Here is a 16,561-nt window from a genome sequence, read left to right as displayed (position 1 = left end):
ACTACCCCTCAGTCGGCTCTGCCGACAGCTCCCCTGACAAGGGGAGCCAAGAAAAGGTGCTGCTCGCTTCCACCTGAAAGGACCTACCATGCTCACTGTTGACAACGTATCCAAAAAGCTTTCCGGCAAAACCATCCTGCACGACATCAACCTGGAATTCGACCATGGCGTCTACGGACTGCTCGCCCCGAACGGCGCGGGCAAGACCACGCTGATGAAGCTCATGACCACGTTGCTTTTCCCCGATACCGGCGCGATCCGACTGGACGGCGAGGACATCACGGCCCTCGGCGAGCGCTATCGCGGCCAGGTCGGCTACCTGCCGCAGGATTTCGGCTATTACCCGAACTACACACCGCGCCAGCTCCTGCGCTATATCGCCGCGCTGCAGGGCATGCCACGCGCCGGACTGGACGAGCGTATCACCACGCTGCTGGACATGGTGGGTCTCACGGATTCCGCGAACAAGCGGATGCGAACGTTCTCGGGCGGCATGATCCAGCGCGTCGGCATCGCACAGGCGCTCGTGCACGACCCGCGCATCCTCATCCTCGACGAGCCCACCGCGGGCCTCGATCCGAAGGAGCGCGTGCGCTTCCGCAACATCATCCACTCGTTCGCCGCCAATCGCATCGTCATCCTTTCCACCCACATCGTTTCCGACTTGGAAACGATTGCAGGCCATATCGTGATGCTGCGCGACGGTATGGTGTTCGCCAATGCCGCGCCGGCCGATATTTGCAAGTCAATGGAAGGCAAGATTTACGAGGTGCCGGTGGATATGCCACTGACCAGAGGACAACGTTTGCTGTCCGAGGTGCAGTACGGCGGCGTGACGCGGCTGCGCATCTACTCACCCGAGCCCGTCGCCGGCGCTGCGGGTGTACCGGCATCGGGTATCGCGACCGCCGGGCCGATCGCGGTGGCGCCGAATCTCGAAGACGCCTTCCTGGTCATCTATGGAGGCTGAGATGAGCACGTCGTCACAACCGGCAAGGCATGTACGACTCCGGTCGGAAACCAGCGTGGGCCTGCCCGCTGCCGGGACCGAAGCCACCAATGCACCCCGAATCATCATTGCCATGCATCCCCTGCGATTCACCGGCACCGAACTGATCAAAATCGCGCGACTGCCGCTGGTGTGGGCGATCGTCGCCGTGTTCGCGCTGGTGAATCTCATGCTGGCCGCGACCGTGCCGGCGAACACCGTCGCGCTGCACAATTACGCGAGCGCCGTCGCCGTGACCATCGGCGGCAGGACCGGCCCCGACTTCAGTCGGAAGCTTGCGCAGGTCGACGCCGGTGCCGACGAGTCCGGTCGTTCCACTGTCAACAACGTCGCCTCCGGTGCAACAACCGACGCAACCGACGCGGCCACCGCAGCCGATGCATCGTCAACCCCGGAAGCCACAGACCATAACGCAATCGTCATCACCGCACGAATCCCCACCGATTCCACGCTGACGAACGATGAACTGCACCGGCAGCTTACGGCCGTCACCAGAGGCACGACGAACACGCTCGCCACTTACGACCCGGCAGCCACGCGCGATGCGATGCTCGCGCAGGTCGCCGGCGATCCGGTGGCCACCTGGCTGATGCAGCGCAAATACGACGCCTACGCCACACGAGTGACGCACCTGACCGCAGCCGGAGCGGCGATGGACCTGGCGGCCGGGACGGCCACCGACGACACGTTGCTGCACTGGTCGCGCATGACCAGCTACCTGTTCTACGAAACCTGCGTGCTGGCGGTGCTGCTTATGGCGCTGGCGCTTGGTTCCGAGCGCACGTCCGGCACCGAGCAGCTGCTGATGACCACCCGTACGGGCCGGCGGCTCGCGGCACCCAAAATCGCGGCCGGGCTCATCGCCACAACGGTGGCGTATCTGCTGCTCGTCGCGGCGATCGTGGTGCCGTATCTCATGGTGTTCGACGTGCGCGGCGTGTGGAGTGCGAGCGTGTCCAGCCAGTTCAACACGGTGTTCGGGCAACAGCCGTTCGTCACCTGGTGGGACCTGACCATCGGGCAGTACCTGTTCGTGAGATTGACGCTGGGATTGGCGGTCACGCTGTGCTTTGCCCTGTTCACGGCGGTGTTGGGACTGCTGATCCGCAATACGTTCGCGGTGGCGGGCCTCGTGGGCATGACCGTGCTGCTGCTGACCGGGCTTGTGGGTGTGGCGCATTCGTTAGGATCGCCGTGGCTCGCGTGGATCGGCGGCTTCAATCCGGTGGGCGTATTGCTGCTGCGCAATCAGTGGTTCACCGAACTCGGGCTTGATGCGCCGACCGCGTTCTGGGAGACCGGCGTGACCGCATGTTCGCTGGTGTATCTCACGGCCGGCGTGCTGCTGGCGCGACATTCGTTCAATTGCAAAGACCTGAAATAAGCAAAGGAGCCATCATGACATTGTTCGCAGCGGAGATGCGCAAGATCTGGCGTCCGCTTCCCGTATTGGTCCTCATCGCGATGGGCGCGCTGTGGACGTTCGTCGGCATCCTGCCGGCCTTCAACGACTACACCGCCACCGAGGCCTACGAGCCCGGCACCTCACTCGCCCTCACCGGCGAGCAGCGGCTTATCAAGCGGTATGGCCCACTCACCGACAAAGCCACTATCGACAAAATGAAGGCCGATATCCCCCGCCTGGAAAGGCAGGTGACGCGCGACATCCAAGCGCACCCGACCGAAGCCAAAACGCTCGGCATCAACGATTTCGCCGATTATGAGCGCTGGAACGACTCGATTGTCGGCAGAACGTCGTTCTACCCAACCGGTGCACCCAATACACTCACCGACGGCAAGACTTCGACCGGTGCGAATACGGCTGAAAGCGCGGCCATCGCCGCCGCCAAACGGGCAAAGGACCCGATGGCGCACATGAGCGAGAAGCAACAACGTGCTATAGGGGAGGCCGAACACATCATCCTCAGGGATTCCGAGGCGCTGCAGGATCTGTACAACATCAGCTTGCTGATGAGGCATTTCCCCATGACCCAGGCCGATGCGCAACATAATCTGACCAATTCGGTGGAGATGCTGCGATCCACCGCCAGTACCGATCACCCGATCACGGCAGTGCAGAAGCAGTTCGAGCGCGACTACTGGGCGGAGGCCGAAAACGGATGGTCGACCGCGATCTCCGGAGGCTGTGCGACCACGGACATCACCGGCAAGACGGTGACGAACGAAACCGGCGGGGAGTCGGACGGCGATGCCAACGATACGACAGGTAACGCCGGGAATGACGGCTCCGGAACCGCGGACGCCGATGGCATGAACGACAACGGTTCCAGCGCGAACGGGACCGGCGATGCCGGCGACGCGAACGCCAGCGGTTCCACCTCTGCGAACAACGGTGACGGCACCGCAGACGACGCTCAGCTTGGCACCGGCTGCAATCCCGACGACGCCTCAATCGGCTCGCAGTCGTACCGCGTACCCGGCACGATGCCGAAGGCCGTGACCGAGCGGCTGGCCCGTTACGCCGCAGAGCCCGGCCGGTCCAGCTACATCCAGTACTCCATAGTGGAAAAAACGTGGATGTACACCTTCGTGATTGCCGTGTTCTCGGTGATTGCCTCCGCCGCGATGACCATGCCGGTAATGGTGCGTGACCGCGGCCGACGCATGATGCAACTACAGTGGGCGTCACGTTCGGGGCGGTCCGGACAGCACGCCCGTGTGGCGGCGACGGCGGTCACTTCGCTGATTATCGGATTGGTTTCGCTGGCCGCGTTCGGCATTCCGCTGGTAGTGATGCTGCGCGACTTCCTTGCCGTGCCGGTATTGACTCTCAACTCGAACGCGGGCATTTCCGGAATCTCGTTCGAATACATGTTCGGCGTACCGATCGTGCCGTGGGCCTATTGGACGTTCGGACAGTATCTGGCAATCATCGGCGCGACGGTTCTGGTGCTGACGTTGGCGGTCACGATGCTGGGCGCATGGCTGTGCCGTTCGATGCGTTCGGTCATTCGCATGCTGCTGGTGATGGTGCCGCTGCTGTCGCTCGTGCTGCTGCCCGCGCAGCTCATTTACTTCCCGAACATGTTCCTGATGGGCAACTGGTTCACCAACCGGCTGACCGTGCCCGGATTGGAGGCATGGATGCCGTTGGGCGTGCTGGCGTTGGCTGTGGCGGCGTGGGTGTTCTCGACGTTCCGGCTCGGCCGCCGTGAACTGGTGCGCAACTGACCGGCCGCGTCGGCCCTACAACCGGCGCGGACCAATGCCGACCGCGGCTGATCAATGCCGATCAATGCCTGCCGGCGTAAAACGTCACTAAGTATGCGGCCCGACCATGGTCCCGCATACTTAGTGACGTTTTTCATAGCGAAACAGACACTATGTATGCGGACGCTTCGTTCAGCCGCATACATAGTGTCTGTTTCGCGAATCTTCAGCGATATTCAACGATGAGGAGACCGATCAGGAGTCACGCCAATCGGCTCCCCCACCCTATCGCCGTTCGATTTCCACGCCTTTGGTGTTGATGGGCAGGTGCAGCACACGCCAGTGGCCGGATGCCAGCTGGGTGGCGGCCACCTGGTCGATGGCCTCGCGCGCGTTGCCGTAGTGCAGCACGAGCACGCACGGGCCGGCGCCGGAGACCGCGGCGGCATAGCCCTTGGCGCGGAACAGCTCGATGAGTTCGGAGGACGGCGGCATCAGCGGCGTGCGATACGGCTGATGCAGTCGATCCTGCGTGGCCGTGAACAGCAGCGCATTGGCCTGCGCAGCCGCGGTGGCGAACGCGGCAGGAGTCACCTGAGCGGCACCCGCAGCGCCGGAGACACCCGTACCCGCGGGGCTTCCGCCCAGCGCATCGGCACCACCCTGGGCCTCGGCTTGCGCCAGCACCACCGGGTTCATTGCGGCCGGCAGCAGTCCCACACGGGACACGTTGTACACCGCGTCCTTGTGCGGCACTTCCTTGGGCAGCGCCTGACGGGCCTTCTCGGTGGACAGCTCATAGTCCGGCACGAACACGGCCGCGGTGATGGCCGGGTCGACCGGGTAGTTGACGGTATGGAAACCGCCGTGCAGCGGTTCGCCGCCGGGGATGGCCACCGAGCCGACGCCTTCGGCCGTGGCGAAGTCCCAGGAGACGGTCAGGCCACCGAACACGGCCGGGGCCACATTGTCCGGATGGCCTTCGATCTGCGCGGCCATGTCGAAGATGGCCGGACGGTTGAGCTCGCCGGGCTGGGCGAAGGCCGCCGCCGCCGCGATGCCGGCCACGATGGCCTCGGCGGAGGAACCCATGCCGCGGGCCTGCGGAATGTTGTTGGTGGCCTCGAGCGTGAAGCCGAGGCGTCCCAGGCCGAACGTGGCGCAAGCGCGGCGGAAGGTGGAGACCACCAGATGGGTTTCGTCGCGCGGCAACGTGTCCTCGCCCTCGCCGTGGATGAACACGTGGGCCACGCCGTCGGTGGGATCGGGGTTGAGCGTGAACGTGAGCTCGTCGTGGTAGTCGAGCGCCAGGCCCACGGTGTCGAAGCCGGAGCCCAGGTTGGCGGACGTGGCGGGCACGCGCACGCGCACCTGTGAACAGATGGGATTCATTTGGCATCTCCGATAACAAGAGCTCCCCTCAGTCTCACTTCGTTCGACAGCTCATTCGCAATTGCGGACGAACTTCGTTCGCGTTGTGCCAGCTCGACTGTCGTTTCGCACATTGCCTACAAACAGCTCCGCTGTTTGCTTCACAGCAATGTCCTAAAGAGGGGAAGCCTGTGCATGTTGTAGCTTTGGCTCCCCTCTCTGAGGGGAGCTGTCAGGCGAAGCCTGACTGAGGGGAGTCACTGTCAGCGCGGTGACTAACTAGTCCAGCACGCGCAGGATGGACGGCTCGCCGGTCACGAAGTCGAGCGCCTGCACGGCCTTGACGGTCTCGCGCAGCGTCTCCTCGTCGGTCAGGTGGGTCACCACGCGCAGCTGCTGGATTTCGCCGTCGTAACCGGGGTCGGTCATGGTGGGCTTGAGATCCTGGTTCACGCCGTTGATGGACACGCCGTTCTTGGCGAACTCGGCGGCGATGGCGGCCAGCACGCCCGGCTTGTCGTGAATGAGGAAGCGCACGGCGAACGCGGCCTTGGAGGCGTTGATCGGGGCCTTCTTCAGGTTCTTGTACAGCGGGATGGACGGGCCGGTGCAACCGGCGGCGATGTGGCGGGCCTCGGTGACCACGTCGCCCACCACGGCGGAGGCGGTCGGGGCGCCACCGGCACCACGGCCGTAGAACATGAGGTCGTCGGCGGCCTCGGCCTTGACGAACACGGCGTTGAACGAGCCATGCACGGAGGCCAGCGGGTGGGTTTCCGGAATCAGGGCCGGGTAGACGCGGGCGGAGACGCCGGCCTCGCCGTTCTCGACCACGGCGAGCAGCTTGATGACCTTGCCCTCGGCGGTGGCGGCGGCGATGTCGTCGGCGGTAATCTTGGTAATGCCTTCGACGGACACGTCGTCGATGGTCACGGAGGTGTGGAAGCCGAGCGTGGCCATGATGGCGGCCTTGTTGGCGGCGTCGTAGCCCTCGATGTCGCCGGTCGGGTCGGCTTCGGCGTAACCCTTGGCCTGGGCGTCCTTCAACACATCGTCGAACTGGAGGCCCTTGGTGGTCATCTCGTCGAGGATGTAGTTGGTGGTGCCGTTGACGATGCCGAGCATGCTGGTCACCTTGTCGCCCACGAGGGACTCGCGCAGCGGGCGCAGGAACGGGATGGCGCCGCCCACGGCGGCCTCGAAGTAGATGTCGACGCCCTTGGCCTCGGCCGCGGCGTAGATCTCCGGGCCGTACTTGGCCAGCAGCGCCTTGTTCGCGGTGACCACGGAGGCGCCGGACTCGATGGCGGCAAGCACGAACTTACGGGCCACGGTGGTGCCGCCGATGAGTTCGACGACGATGTCCGCGTTGGTGGCCACGCTCATGGTGTCCGTGGTGACGATGGACTGGTCGATCCACGGGAACTTCTCGGTTTCCTTCGGATCCAGGCATGCCACGCCGGTCAGCTCGATCGGACGGCCGATGCGGGCGGACAGCTCGTCCTTCTGCTCGACGATGAGGCGGGCGGTCTGGGAGCCGACCGTGCCGGCGCCCAGCAGGCCTACGCGAATCGGGGTTTCGTTCTTTTCTGCCACTTGAGGGGTCCTTCCAAAGAGGTATTGCTCCACGGCCATTGTACGGATTGATTCCTACAGCGGCCGGGAATCGTCCATTCGACTTACTCGTTACTCGCCGGTGCCGGCTCACTCGCTCACGTCGAGGGCGAGCAGGTCGTCGATGGTTTGGCGGCGCAGCATCACGTGCGCGCCGGACTCGCTCACGGCCACAACGGCCGGGATGAGCGCCTGGTTGTAGTTGGAGGCCATCGTGCGGCCGTACGCGCCGGTGACCGGTACGGCGAGGATGTCGCCGCGGCGCAGGTCGGCGGGCAGGCGCACCTCGTGCACCACGATGTCGCCGGACTCGCAGTGCATGCCGCACACGCGGGCGAGCATCGTCTCGTCGGAACCCTTGCGATTGGCGAGTCGCGCGGTGTAGTCGGCGCCGTACAGGGCCGGGCGGATGTTGTCGGACATGCCGCCGTCCACCGAGACGTACACACGCTCGCTGATCGGGTTGCCGGCGGAATCCTTGGCATCGGACAGGTGCACGTGCTTGATAGTGCCCACGCGGTACAGCGTCACGCCGGCGGGGGCCACGATGTAGCGGCCGGGTTCGAAGCTGATGGCCGGAGCGGGCATGCCGAGCGCGCGGTTGGTGGCGGTCACGGCCTCGGCCAGGCGGGTGAGCTCCACGTCGATGTCCATCGAGTCCTCGCCGTCGGTGTAGGCCACGGAGTAGCCGCCGCCGAGGTCGATCTCCGGCAGGGTGAAGGCGTCGGTGGCGTACAGGGTCTTGCGCAGCAGCATCATGCGCTTGGCGGCCTGGATGAAGGCGGTTGCGTCGTGGATGTTGGAGCCGATGTGCGAGTGCGCGCCGACCAGTTCGAGCACGTCCTGGTTGGCCAGGATGGTCTTGAGCACGGCGATGGCCGGACCGTCGGCGATGGCCGTCATGGCCTGGGCCAGTGCTTTGTCCTTCTCGGAGACCTGTTCGTGGGAGAGGTCGTACGGGTACTTGACGTCGTACTGCAGCTTGCGTTCGTGGTGCTCGGCCGGGGCGGCGGTTGCGGCGTCGGTGGCGGCAGCAGCAGCGGACGGTGCGATGCGCGCGTTCGTGGCGGCCGGCGTCACGTCGGCGAGGTTGTTCAGCACCGTGTCCAGCACAGAGGCGTCCGCACCGGCCGGCAGCAGCGGCACACCGAACTTCTGGTCCTCGTGCGCGGTGGAGATGTACTCGTGGCCACCGGCATGGACGCCAACGGTGACGCGCAACATCACGCGGGCGCGCTTGCCGAGCCTATGGGCGATGGCGGCGATGCGCTCGGGCTCGTTCGGCTCGTCCACCACGATCTTGGCGAAGCCCTGCTCGATGGCCAGGGCGATCTCCTCGTCCGACTTGTTGTTGCCGTGCAGCACAAGACGACGGCCGGGCACGCCCGCAGCGAGGGCGATCTTCATCTCGCCCATCGTGCAGGTGTCCACGAGCATGCCTTCGGCGGTGACCAGGCGCACGATCTCCTTGGACAGGAACGCCTTGCCGGCAAAGCTCACATGCGTGGTGGAGTTGTTGAACGCCTTGGCCGCGGCGGCCACGAAGTGACGCGCGCGGGCGGCTACCTCGTCGGTGTCGATGAGGTAGAGCGGCGAGCCGAACTCGTCCAGGAGCGATTCGGCGGTGCGGCCGTGGAACGTGATGGCGCCGGTCGCAGGGTCAATTGCCGTGGCGGCCGGCCAGATGGGTGAAATAGGCATAATGCAAGTCCTTTTATGAGAGCTCCCCTCAGAGAGGGGAGCCGAATATCAAGCGTGCCGGTCGTAGCGACCGGCACCAAGTCACATCTTTTCCGGAGCGGTGACGCCAAGCAGGTCGAGACCGGCTGCGATTACGTCACGCACGGCATCGTTGAGCTTGAGGCGCGCGGCGGCACGGGCCGGCTCCGGGGCCTTGGCGATGCGCACGGCCTCGGCCGCGTCGCCACGGGTCTCCGGATCGGTCAGCTCCATCGGCACCACGCGCTCGACGTTGTACCACTTGTGGTACGCGGCGGCCAGATCCTCCAGGTAGTGGGCCACGCGGTGCGGGGCGCAGGCGTCGCCGGCCAGGGTCAGCAGGGCCGGCCACTGGGCGAGCGCGGCGAGCACCTCGCCGTCGGCCTCGGTGTCGAGCAGGCTCAGGTCGGCGCCATCGTACGTGATGCCGGCGGCCTCGGCGTTGCGGTCCACGTTGCAGGAGCGGGCGTGCGCGTACTGCACGTAGTAGACCGGGTTGTCGTTGGAGTGGGAGGCGAGCAGGTTGAGGTCGATGTCCACCGGAGAGTTGTAGTCGGTGCGGGCCAGCGAGTAGCGGGAGGCGTCCGTGCCGATGGCCTCGACCAGATCGTCGATGGTCACGACGTTGCCGGCGCGCTTCGACATGCGCACGGCCTTGCCGTCCTTCAGGACGTTGACCAGCTGGCCGATGAGGATTTGCATGTTCTCGCCGGGCTTGTCGCCGAAGGCGGCGCACATGGCCATCATGCGGCCGATGTAGCCGTGGTGGTCGGCGCCGAGCATGTAGATGGCCACGTCGGCCGGATCGGTGGCGCGGTGGCGCTTGTTCCAGTAGTACGCGATGTCCGCGGCGAAGTAGGCGAACTCGCCGTTGGACTTGATGATCACGCGGTCCTTGTCATCGCCGTGCTTGGTGGACTCGAACCAGGTGGCGCCGTCCTTCTCGTAGATGTCGCCACGCTCGCGCAGCACCTCGATGGCGCGCTTGACCTCGCCGTCGGAGTACAGGCTGTTCTCGTGGAACCACACGTCGAAGTGGACGCGGAAGTCCTTCATGGACTTGCGGATCTCGTCGAACATCATCGGCACGGCACGCTTGCGGAACTCCTCGCGCACCTCGGAATCGGACTCACCGATCGGCTCGCCGTCGGCGTTGAGGCCCTGGTCCTCGTGCTGCAGGGCAGTGAGCTCCACGCCGTCGGCCTTGGCCTCGTCCTGGACGCGGCGGGCGATCTCGTCGATGTACGCGCCCTTGTAGCCGTCGAACGGGGTTTCGGTCTGGTAGCCGGCCTCGCCGAGGTCGTTGGCGCGGGCCCATGCGGCCACGAGCGACTTGGCGAAGCGGTTGATCTGCTCGCCGTGGTCATTGAAGTAGTATTCGCGCACCACCTTGGCGCCGTTGGCCTCGAGCACGCGGGCCATCGAATCGCCGGTGGCGGCCCAGCGGGTGCCGCCGATGTGAATCGGACCGGTGGGGTTGGCGGAGACGAACTCGAGGTTCAGGGTCTTGCCGGACAGGTGATCGTTGCGGCCGTAGGTGGAGATGCCGTGCTCGTCGGCGGGCGCGTTCAGCACCTGGTCCACCACGGCGGCGGCCGATGCGGAGTCAAGGGTGATGTTGATGAAGCCGGGGCCGGCCACTTCCACGGACTTGATGCCGTCGGCTTCGGCGAGCGCGGCGGCGAACGGTTCGGCCAGGTCGTGCGGCCTCATGCCGGCCTTCTTGGCCAGCTGCATGGCGATGTTGGAGGCCCAGTCGCCGTGGGCGCGGTCCTTCGGGCGCATGACGGCGAGCTTCTCGACGGGCGGGATCAGGTCGTCGGTGAGGGTGCCGGCCTGACCGGCGGCGACGAGGCTGTGGGCAATCTTGGAAATCAGTTCACTTAAGGCTTCAGGGCTCATTCTTTCAAGGATACTGGCAACGGTGACGTTTGCGGTCTGGCCCGTTCCGCCCCGATCCCCTGTCGCCGCGAAGTTCGTCACGAAGCCCACCGCAAAGGACTCCCCCGGATACATACCGGACCGCACCGGCTAACCACGGACCGGCCTGCCAGTTCGGGGCTCGCCGCGTACCTATACATACCGACCGGCGGTATGTATATTGCAAGGCAGCACACGTTCCAGGTTCGTCCCTTCTCCGGAGGACATTGCCGTGGAGCAACCAGCAGAGCTGTTTGTTTGTAGACAATGCGAGAGACCACAGCCGAGCCAACAGAACGCGAACAAGGTTCGTCCGCAATTGCGAATGCGCCGGACGCAAAGCAGACTGAACTGAGCAGCAAAGCGGAGTCCGTCCAGTATCCGACTCGCCCATCGAAAGGAGTCCGCCATGGCACGCAACGCGCATCCGGAAGTGACCGAACGGCGCATCCTCGAGGCCGCGCGCGACCTGTTTACGGAGAAGGGCTACGAGCACACCACCATCCAGAACATCGTGGACCGGCTCGGTGACCTCTCCAAAGGCGCGATCTACCACCATTTCAAGTCCAAGGAGGCGATCCTCGACCGTCTCAACAGCGCCGATTGGGATAACAGCCAAAGCGAGCGCGACCGGATTATGGCCCGCACGGACCTCAACGGACTCGAACGCCTGCGCGCGCTGTTCGTCATGGCCCTGGGCGACGAGGAGCACCGGCAGCTCAGCGAAGTCACCCTGCCGTTTCTCGACGATCCCAAGATGCTCTTCGCCAATCTGCGGTTCTGGGCCACCGACCTGCCCGACCATTGGCTGCCGATCATCGAGGAGGGCGTGCGCGACGGCTCCATCTCCACGCGATACCCGCGCGAGGCCGCCGAACTCATCGCGCTGCTCACCAATTACTGGCTGCTGCCGATGTTCTACCCGGCTTCGCGCGACGAGCTGCGTCACCGCACCGAATGCCTCGCCACCATGCTCGACGCCATCGGCGTGCCGGTCTTCGACGCCCGGCTCATCGATCAGACCGCCGATTTTTACGCACGACTCGGCACTGCAAGTGCCGAGTCCGGGGAAAAGTACCACTGACAGCCGCCTAACGGTACTTTCCCCCAAAGTCCGGCTTGATTCTGGGGAAAAGTACCACTCGAAGCCGCTCAGCGGTACTTTTTTCCAAGGTCTTGCCTGAATTTGGGGAAAAGTACCGAGAACGGCCCACCGATAGCCAGCCCGGCACCCACATCGCAACCGCACCAATAATCCATCTAAGGAAGCATCATGACCACTCAGCAATCCACCCGTTCGCCGCTGCTCGGACGCGATTTCATCCTGCTCGTCGCCGGGCAAGGCATCTCGCTGTTCGGCAATCTCATGCTCCGTTTCGCGATGGCCATGTGGGTGCTGGACGAAACCGGTTCAGCCACCGTGTTCGGCTCCATTCTGGCTATTTCCGTGGTGCCGATGATCGTGCTCGCCCCGTTCGGCGGCGTGCTGGCCGACCGTGTGAACCGCCGTACCATCATGGTGGCGCTCGACGCCGTTTCCGCCGTGCTGGTGCTGGCGAGCGCGTTCACGTTCGCCGCGGTGGGCTTCAGCATCGCGGCCATCACGGTGATGCAGGTGGCCCTGGCCGTGCTTGGCGCGTTCGAAACGCCGACCGTGCAGGCCGCGCTCCCCCAGATGTTCCGCGATTACGGGCAGGGCACGTTGCGGCAGGCGATGGCCGTGGTCAATCAGGTCCAGCAGCTCGGCTCGCTGTTGCCGAGTTTTCTGGGCGGAGTGCTGTACGCGATGTTCGGCATCCGGCCGATGATGGTCGTCACCATTGTGAGCTTCGCGGCAGCGGCCGTTCTGGAATGCTTCATTCGGCTGGCCGCGCCCGACCGCGGCAACGAGGAGCTGCCCACGCCCCTCGAGGATCTCAAGGCCGGCATGCGGTTCCTAGTCCGAGACAGGCCGAACGTGTTCGCGTTGCTGCTGTTCGCGGCTTCGCTGAATTTCGTGATTATCGGCAATTCGGCGGTGGGATTCCCGTACGTCATCCGCACGGTGCTGGGCTTCGACGCCACGGTGTACGGCGTCGCCGACGGTCTGGTGGGCGTGTCCGGCGTGGTGGGCGCGTTCGTCGCGGGCCTGTTCGCAGCGAAGCTCACGATGCGCGGGTTCCCCTTCGCGATGGTGGGGCTGACGGTATCGCTCCTGCCGCAGGGCATCGTGTTCCTGCTGCCGGTGTCGGCCTGGGTGAAGCTCGTGGTGCTGGTGGGCTTCACGTTCGGCACGATGGTGGCGAGCTGCTTCTCGAACCTCATCGCCGTGCCGACCATCCAGCTCAGCACGCCGGACGCCATGACCGGCAAGGTGATGGCGATGGTGGCGGCGGTGAGCATGTGCGCGCAACCGCTCGGCCAGATGGCCTACGGCTGGGCCTTCGACCGGTTCCCGGTGGCCGTGGTGCTGTTGGCCTCAGCGGCGTTGCTGGCGTTGGGCACCGTGGTATCCGTGCCGCTGTCCAGGAGGTTCGTCGATTGATTTGCCGAATCCCCTACGCGACAGGTGCTCGATGACCTGAGCAACGGTCCAAAAGGTAAGTCAGCGACGACGCCAAGTTACCTTTCGAGCCGTCTGTAACCATAAAAACGGCCCGAAAGGTAAACCGATGGTGTTCGGAACTTACCTTTTGGGCCGTTCATCAATGAGACCGGATATCCGGCGACCGCCAATCGGCGCGGCCGCCCTTAATCAGCCGAATCAGTCGAAATCGGCGCCCAACGCCTCGAGCTTGCCGCGGAAGTCGGCGTAGCCACGGTCGATGAGCGAGATGCCGTGCACGTCGGACGGGCCGGACGCGGCCAGTGCGGCGATCAGGTGCGAGAAGCCGCCGCGCAGATCCGGCACGTCGATGTCGCGGCCGGTCAGCGGGGTCGGTCCGAAGATCACGGCCGAATGCTTGTAGTTGCGCTGCTGGAAGCGGCAGGGCAGGGAGCCCAGGCACTCGCGGTACAGCTGAATCGTGGCGCCCATCTGCACGAGCGGCTTGGTGAAGCCGAAACGGTTCTCGTAAACCGTCTCGTGCACGATCGACAGACCGTTGGCCTGGGTCAAGGCCACCACGAGCGGCTGCTGCCAGTCGGTCATGAAACCAGGGTGCACGTCGGTTTCGATGGCCACGGGCTTCAGGTCGCCGCCCGGATGCCAGAAGCGGATGCCCTTGTCCGTCACTTCGAACTTGCCGCCCACCTTGCGGAACACGTTGAGGAAGGTCATCATCTCCGGCTGGGTGGCACCCTTGACGAAGATGTCGCCGCGCGTGGCGAGCGCCGCCGCGGCCCAGGATGCGGCCTCGATGCGGTCGGTCAGCGAGGTGTGCGTGAAGCCCTGCAGCTCCTTGACGCCCTCGATGCGGAAGGTGCGGTCCACGTCCACGGAGATGATCGCGCCCATCTTCTGCAGCACGGCCACGAGATCCATGATCTCCGGCTCGATGGCCGCGCCGGACAGCTCGGTCTTGCCTTCGGCGAGCACCGCGGCCAGCAAGGTCTGTTCGGTGGCGCCCACGGACGGGTACGGCAGGTGGATCTTCGCACCGTGCAGACCGTTCGGGGCGGTGATGTGGATGCCGTCCTTATGCTCCTTGTCCACCGTGGCGCCAAGCTTGCGCAGGGTCTCCAGATGGAAGTCGATGGGACGGCCGCCGATCGCGCAGCCACCGAGCGCCGGGATGAACGCCTCGCCCAAGCGGTGCACCAGCGGGCCGGAAAACAGAATCGGAATACGGGAGGAGCCGGACAGCGTGTCCACGTCCGCCACGTCCGCCAGTTGCACGTGCGAGGCGTCGATGGTCACGATGCCCTCCGCACCATTCACATCCACGCTCACGCCGTGCAGGCGCAGCAGGTCGGAGACCACATGCACGTCGCGGATCTCCGGCACGTTCTTCAGGACCGACTTGCCCGGCGCCAGCAACGCGGCCACCATGGCCTTGCTGACGAAGTTCTTCGCGCCACGCACCTTGATGGTGCCGTTCAGCGGCTTGCCGCCCTCAACATGCAGCACATCGTTCGGATTCTCAGCCACGCCAACTCTCCCATTCCTCATCCGGTTCGGCGAAACACTATCGTCCAGTCTGCCATAACCCATGTGCGCACATGGTGAAAGGCGACATGAATGCGCTCCCAGCAGAGCAATCGCCCGCAATGCCGCCGACCGGCACCATTCGTTGGTACAGTGGCCTGTGGAGGACCGGCCGAAGCGGACCGGACCGCCGGGTGGGGCCAAGCCGCGCGAACCGCACGTCACGGGCCCCGCCGCACGCAGGTCACGCCAATACCTGACACCTGCCACAAGCAAAGGAGCATTTATGACCACCGTCGCCGTCATCGGCTGCACGCACGCCGGCACGTTCGCCGCCACCTCGATTCTCGCCGAGCATCCCGATTGGACCGTCCACGTCTTCGAGCGCAACGGCACCCTGTCCTTCCTGTCCTGCGGCATCGCGCTGTGGGTGGGCGACCACGTGTCCGACCCGAAGAAGATGTTCTACTCCTCCCCCGAGGCGCTGGCGCAGGCAGGCGCGACCATGCACATGCGCACCGATGTGACGTCCGTGGACCTTGCGGCCAAGACCCTCACCTATCGCCCGCTGGACGGCGGCGATGAGGCCGGCGAAGAGACGCTCACGTTCGACAAGCTCGTGGTGACCACCGGCTCACGCCCGGTGATTCCGCCGATTCCGGGCATCGACAGCCCGCACGTGCTGCTGTGCAAGAACTGGGACCACGCCATCGCCATCAAGGAGAAGGCGAAGACCGCCAAGTCCGCGGTGGTGATCGGCTCGGGCTACATCGGCGCCGAGATCGCCGAGCAGTTCAGCCTCACGGGCGTCACGACCACGCTGGTGGACGGCCTGGACCGCCCGCTGGCCAACAACTTCGACAAGGCCATCACCGACCAGGTGGCCGCCGCGTTCGAGGAGCACGGCGTGACGCTCGCGCTCGGCCAGAAGGTGGTGGAGTTCCGCGACAATCCGGACGACACCGTCACCGTGATCACCGAGAAGGGCGAATACACGGCCGAGATGGCGATCCTGGCGGTCGGCTTCCTGCCGAACACCGACCTGCTCAAGGGCAAGGTGGACATGCTGCCGAACGGCGCAATCATCGTGGACGACTACATGCAGGCCTCCGTGCCGGACGTGTACGCCGCCGGCGACTCGGCCACCGTGTTCTACAACCCCACCGGCAAGCACGACTACATCCCGCTGGCCACCAACGCCGTGCGCCAGGGTCTGCTCGTGGGCCGCAACATCGAGAAGCCGACCGTGAAGTACATGGGCACGCAGGCCACCTCGGCCGTGCAACTGTACGACCTGTCACTGGCAGCCTCGGGCCTGACCAAGGCCGGTGCCGAGCGCCGCGGCCTGACGGTGCGGGAGACCGAGCTCGTGGACGACTACCGCCCGGATTTCATGCTCACCACCACGCCGGTCACCTCGATTCTGACGTGGGATCCGGAGACCCGTCAGGTCAAGGGCGGCCAGTTCTGCTCCAAGGCGGATATCTCCGGCGCCGCGAACGTAATCTCCATGGCCATCCAAGCCGGTTTCACCGTGGATCAGCTGGCCAATGTGGACTTCCTGTTCCAGCCGAACTTCGACAAGCCCGTCTATTACGTGGGCGCCGTGGCCATGAAGGCCGCCGCCGAGTAATCAGGGCACGGCATTTTGCCGAACATCGTTGTTACGGTACTTTTCCCCAAAGTCCGGC

General features: G+C 64.9%; 10 protein-coding genes and 2 pseudogenes. 6 read left to right on the top strand and 6 right to left on the bottom strand.

What is annotated here, in order from left to right; all coding sequences use genetic code 11:
• Positions 1–88 precede the first annotated feature (88 nt).
• The 3 genes from DF196_RS05000 to DF196_RS04990 are packed head-to-tail and all read left to right on the top strand — an operon-like array spanning position 89 to position 4,201.
• Positions 89–970: an ABC transporter ATP-binding protein gene (locus DF196_RS05000; protein WP_109056788.1), complete on the top strand. Its 882-nt coding sequence runs from the start codon at positions 89–91 to the stop codon at positions 968–970.
• Position 971: 1 nt separating this feature from the next.
• Positions 972–2,393: an ABC transporter permease subunit gene (locus DF196_RS04995; protein ID WP_146194705.1), complete on the top strand. Its 1,422-nt coding sequence runs from the start codon at positions 972–974 to the stop codon at positions 2,391–2,393.
• A 14-nt stretch (positions 2,394–2,407) separates the two neighbouring features.
• The gene (locus DF196_RS04990; RefSeq protein WP_109056786.1) at positions 2,408–4,201 is read left to right on the top strand and encodes a hypothetical protein; all 1,794 of its coding nucleotides are present in this window, start codon (positions 2,408–2,410) and stop codon (positions 4,199–4,201) included.
• Between the two features lie 264 nt (positions 4,202–4,465).
• Here DF196_RS04990 and DF196_RS14255 read toward each other — a convergent pair.
• The 5 genes and pseudogenes from DF196_RS14255 to argS form a co-directional block, all read right to left on the bottom strand.
• Positions 4,466–4,756 (bottom strand): annotated as a pseudogene (locus DF196_RS14255) (homoserine kinase); the annotation flags it as partial.
• Positions 4,757–4,839: 83 nt separating this feature from the next.
• Positions 4,840–5,572, bottom strand: a pseudogene (locus tag DF196_RS04985) (homoserine kinase); the annotation flags it as partial.
• Between the two features lie 258 nt (positions 5,573–5,830).
• Positions 5,831–7,147 (bottom strand): homoserine dehydrogenase, encoded by a 1,317-nt coding sequence (locus DF196_RS04980; RefSeq protein ID WP_109056784.1) that lies wholly within the window; start codon positions 7,145–7,147, stop codon positions 5,831–5,833.
• A 108-nt stretch (positions 7,148–7,255) separates the two neighbouring features.
• Positions 7,256–8,866: a diaminopimelate decarboxylase family protein gene (locus tag DF196_RS04975; protein WP_109056783.1), complete on the bottom strand. Its 1,611-nt coding sequence runs from the start codon at positions 8,864–8,866 to the stop codon at positions 7,256–7,258.
• A gap of 81 nt (positions 8,867–8,947) precedes the next feature.
• On the bottom strand, positions 8,948–10,786 hold the full coding sequence (argS, locus tag DF196_RS04970) for an arginine--tRNA ligase (protein WP_109056782.1): 1,839 nt from the start codon (positions 10,784–10,786) through the stop codon (positions 8,948–8,950).
• A 427-nt stretch (positions 10,787–11,213) separates the two neighbouring features.
• Here argS and DF196_RS04965 point away from each other — a divergent pair, with 427 nt between their 5' ends.
• Together DF196_RS04965 and DF196_RS04960 are read left to right on the top strand one after the other, a co-directional pair.
• The gene (locus tag DF196_RS04965; protein WP_109056781.1) at positions 11,214–11,888 is read left to right on the top strand and encodes a TetR/AcrR family transcriptional regulator; all 675 of its coding nucleotides are present in this window, start codon (positions 11,214–11,216) and stop codon (positions 11,886–11,888) included.
• A 189-nt stretch (positions 11,889–12,077) separates the two neighbouring features.
• Complete coding sequence (locus tag DF196_RS04960) at positions 12,078–13,328, top strand: MFS transporter (protein WP_109056780.1); 1,251 nt, start codon at positions 12,078–12,080, stop codon at positions 13,326–13,328.
• 219 nt (positions 13,329–13,547) lie between these two features.
• Here DF196_RS04960 and murA read toward each other — a convergent pair whose 3' ends face one another.
• A complete protein-coding gene (gene murA / locus DF196_RS04955; protein WP_109056779.1) occupies positions 13,548–14,873 on the bottom strand; it encodes a UDP-N-acetylglucosamine 1-carboxyvinyltransferase in 1,326 nt (441 codons plus the stop codon).
• A 283-nt stretch (positions 14,874–15,156) separates the two neighbouring features.
• Here murA and DF196_RS04950 point away from each other — a divergent pair, with 283 nt between their 5' ends.
• Complete coding sequence (locus DF196_RS04950; RefSeq protein ID WP_109056778.1) at positions 15,157–16,503, top strand: NAD(P)/FAD-dependent oxidoreductase; 1,347 nt, start codon at positions 15,157–15,159, stop codon at positions 16,501–16,503.
• The last annotated feature ends 58 nt before the right edge of the window (positions 16,504–16,561 follow it).

This window comes from Bifidobacterium callitrichidarum (assembly GCF_003129905.1).
Taxonomy (GTDB): domain Bacteria; phylum Actinomycetota; class Actinomycetes; order Actinomycetales; family Bifidobacteriaceae; genus Bifidobacterium; species Bifidobacterium callitrichidarum.
Note: the sequence above shows the minus strand (reverse complement) of the source record. Positions and strands in the feature narration are given on the sequence as shown.